The organism is Mitsuaria sp. TWR114, assembly GCF_007997345.1.
Genome location: NZ_VOSR01000950.1, coordinates 1 through 1,603 on the forward strand (window position 1 = coordinate 1; position 1,603 = coordinate 1,603).

Here is a 1,603-nt window from a genome sequence, read left to right on the forward strand (position 1 = left end):
GCCGCCCGCGGCCGTGGCCACGCCGCCGTCGCCGACCTTGCCCGGCAGCGCCGCCAGCATCATGCAGTTGGTCACGTCGGTGTAGGCGCCGTCGTCGGTCTGGATCCACAGCATGCCGCGCTTGTCGAAATACAGGCCGTCGGGGCTGGAGAAGTCGTTGACGTCGGTGAGCGAGGACAGGTTGACGTCCGCCGCCGCGTCGGCCTGCGCGCCGAACAGGTAGACGTCCCAGGTCATCTTGGTCACGTCGGCCGCGTCTTCCTTCCAGCGGATGATGTGGCCGTTCGGGTTGCCCTTCTGCGAGCTGGCGCCCTTCAGGTCCTCGTAGTAGCGCGGGTTCGCGGCGTCCGGTTTGGCTTGGCGGCCGGTCGCTGTCGCTGTCGGGGACACGCGGTTCGCGTCGTTGTTGTTGGTCAGGGTCATGTAGACCTCGCCATTGGTCGGATGCACCGCGCCCCATTCCGGCCGGTCCATCTTCGTGGCGCCGACGACGTCGCCCGCCAGGCGCGCGTTGATCAGCACGTCGCCCTGGTCGGCGAAGGCGTAGGTCGCGTTGGTCCCGTCCAGGCCGTTCTTGCCGAAGCTCAGTTCCACCCAGGTGCCGGTGCCGTCGGCATTGAACTTGGCGACGTACAGCGTGCCTTCGTCCAGGCACTTCGCGCCGGCGGCCATGCCCTTGCCGATGTCGGCCGCGTCCCAGTTGGCCTTGGAGACGAACTTGTAGATGTACTCGTTGCGCGAGTCGTCGCCCATGTAGATCACGATCGGCTTGCCGGCGACGGCTTCCGCCGGCCAGGCGCCTTCATGGTTGAAGCGGCCCAGCGCGGTGCGCTTGGCCGGCGTCGAGTCCGGCGCGAACGGGTCGATCTCCACCACCCAGCCGAAGGTGTTGATCGTGTTGCGGTAGTCGGCCGCGGCGGAGGCGCCGGTCACCGACGAGTTCCAGCGCGCAAACAGGTCGGCCGTGCCCGCGGTGTCCCACAGGTAGGGGCTCTTGCGGTTTTGCGGCAGGCCGTAGCGGTTGAGGCTGGACACCTCCTTGGCGCCGCCCGCCCGCAGCGCGTCATCGCCGGCGGCCCGGCTGATCACGTTGAGGTAGTTCTCCTCGCAGGTCAGGTAGGTCCCCCACGGCGTGTAGCCATTGGCGCAGTTGTTGTTGGTGCCGCGGGTCTGCACGCCGGTCGGGCTGAACAGCGTCTGCAGCAGCAGGTGGCCCTTGGCCGGGCCGGTGATGTCCATCGTCGTGGCCGAGGTCACGCGGCGGTTGTAGCGCGAGCCGCGCACCATCGTCGTGTTGGCGCCGTCGCGCTTGACCTCGACGACGCTGACGCCGTGCGCGTAGATCTCCTTCTCGACCTCGGTGGCGTTGCGCGTGGCGCCCGCGGCGCGGCCGGCGGGGTGCAGGCCGTAGGGCGCGACGACGTACTCGTGGTTCACCGCCAGCAGGCCGCGGTCCGAGCGCTTGGCGTCGAAGGCGCCGGCGTCGCTCATGCCGAACCAGTACATGCCGTCGTGGCCGTCACCGATGCGGCGGTTGTAGGAGTCGGCGGCCTCGGAGCCGTCGTCCTTCCAGGACTCGTCGCCGAAGTGCATCGGATCGCCC

1 protein-coding gene is annotated in these 1,603 nt (G+C 69.0%); it reads right to left on the reverse strand.

Features of this window, described 5'->3' with window-relative positions; translation table 11 throughout:
• A partial coding sequence (locus FUT87_RS26210) for a PhoX family phosphatase (protein ID WP_147242879.1) occupies nt 1-1,603 on the reverse strand: 1,603 nt, incomplete at both ends.